3 protein-coding genes are annotated in these 2,164 nt (G+C 43.4%); all 3 read left to right on the top strand.

Annotated elements, in window-relative coordinates:
• The first annotated feature begins 241 nt into the window (after positions 1–241).
• Positions 242–535 (top strand): hypothetical protein, encoded by a 294-nt coding sequence (locus VMW39_06855; protein HUW23731.1) that lies wholly within the window; start codon positions 242–244, stop codon positions 533–535.
• Positions 528–971 (top strand): HNH endonuclease, encoded by a 444-nt coding sequence (locus VMW39_06850; GenBank protein ID HUW23730.1) that lies wholly within the window; start codon positions 528–530, stop codon positions 969–971. Before VMW39_06855 ends, VMW39_06850 begins: the two co-directional genes overlap by 8 nt.
• On the top strand, positions 962–2,164 hold a 1,203-nt coding region (locus VMW39_06845; GenBank protein ID HUW23729.1), incomplete at its 3' end, for a hypothetical protein. The genes VMW39_06850 and VMW39_06845, both read left to right, overlap by 10 nt.

Here is a 2,164-nt window from a genome sequence, read left to right as displayed (position 1 = left end):
ACCGTAACAGGTAAATCAAGGAGGTGAAAATCTAATCCCCGGTGATACTTCCCCGGGGATTTTTTGTTAAAAACGAGAAGCCCCAGGAGGCAGGGGCTTCAAGTCATAAAGGAGAGTTTCCTACCCATGAAATAGGAAGTCTATGGTATTATACAATAAATATTTACCTGTTTACATTAATAATTTAATAGGTTATAATGCACTCCAAGAGAGTAATCCATGAAAGATAAAGGAGGTTTTTATGTGTAAGATGCCTGACAAACTGGCGACACACACTGTATCTAATTATAAATGTTCTGGTTGCTGGGGCGCCTTAGTCAAGGCGTGGGTGAAAGATACTGACGGACAACTGCTACGCACGGAAGAAGGGGAAATATTGTGTGAGGTAGTTTGCCGGCGGGACCAGATCGATCTTGGTTTTGTTTCCAAAACATTCATTGAGAAAGCAAGCACAAAAGATTTTGAAAATGCTTACGAGGTCAAAAGAGACCTAGTAAATTTCGGCATTATCAAAAAGGAGGTTGTTGATGCCTGAAATGAATTGTGCCCAGTGCGATATTACCTTTTATACAGAGCCCTGGCAGGTAAAGAGAGGTAGAAAATATTGCGGCAAGAAATGTAGTGGTATAGCAAAGACTGGCGTACCTTTGAGTGATGAAACAAAGGACAAGATAAGAGCAGCCAGTCCCCGTAGATCGGGATGGCACCACACAAAAGAATCTAAGAAGTTAATTGGTTCTGGTAATTACAAGGGTAGCACCGTAAAAGATCAAGCTGGGCGCCGACGGGCTAGAATTATGTATCCAGAAGCGTTGGTTTGTGAAAGGTGTGGAAGAAAAAAAACTTCAACGAGAATAAGCCGCCACCACGTGGATGGTGATCCGCTAAATAATAAGAAAAATAATATTGAATTTTTATGTGCAAGTTGCCATGTAAAAGAACACCAACAAAGGAGAGAAAAATGCCTATAATTGGCGTGACCACAAAAGGTTTATCATTCCCAGAGATTGGGAGAATAAGAAAAGGGATGAAGGGGGAGAAGGGAAATCCTATTGACCTGGATTATTTCCGGGTTGAATTTAGTGAAGGAGAGGAAGAAACAGAAAATAAGTTTATGGCTATTTACGGATCGGAACCAAAAGAGATAAACATCTTTCTTCCGTTTAATGAAATTGAATCCATGTTTGATGGGTGGCTTGAAGCATATGTTGCATCCAGGATGCTTGCAAGATCCGATGGTGAATGGGTTCATTATCGCTGTGACTCGCAGACCGGCGAAGCCATTGTCCTCAACGGTATTGACGTAAAAACCGGAGAACGCGAGAAACACCCCGAAGATGATATTGCAGGACAAGACTACCAAGGGAAGCCCGTTAAGTATTCTCCCATTGGGAGATTAAAGGTGATTGTCCCTGAATTAGAAAGGGCGGCATACTTAATGGTTACAACGGGAAGCTGGAACGATATCAGAAATATCTCCCAACAATTAGCTGGACTCAAAGAGCTCAACAATGGAGTTATCAAAGGGGTGCCGTTGAACTTACGCAGAAGGGACAAGGAGGTAATGGTTCCGCTAAAGGACAAAAAACAAAGAATGACAAAATCTTTACTTTCAATAGAGGCGGATCCTAATTGGGTGGCTGCTCGAATACATGAAGATAAAGTACAATCTTTCCCGACCCATATTGCCAGTACTATGCTGGAACCAGGCGCGGATTACCCAGAACCGGAAATGGAAATACTGCCCCCGGGTGACATAACACCTACCACCCAAGTAAGTATACCCCCAGAGGCAGAAACGCCCACAGAAGCAGTAATTGAGGCTCCAGGGGGCAAATCTGCTCGATCCCCACACGATCCTGAGACGTTAAAAAAGAATATAGAATCTACTATTCTAAAATATGACGCTTTGTTAGAACAAGACGGCGCCAAATATCAGGTCGATATGGAGCATGACGGGCCGATCGTTGCATCAGTGGTTGATGTTTACGTCGGTGGGCTGCAGAAGAACAGCTTATCCAGATATGCAATCTTTACTTTCTTGCTGGGAGAGGGAAAGGGCAGCACCAAGACCTGGACCGCCCAGGAGTTAGGAACGATCAAAAACATCTGGTTGAAGATTGGCAGTTATGGTGAGGCTCTTGGATCTGTTGAGGAAGAAGAA

The sequence above is a fragment of the bacterium genome (assembly GCA_035530055.1).
Taxonomy (GTDB): Bacteria; UBA6262; WVXT01; order WVXT01; family WVXT01; genus WVXT01.
Note: the sequence above shows the minus strand (reverse complement) of the source record. Positions and strands in the feature narration are given on the sequence as shown.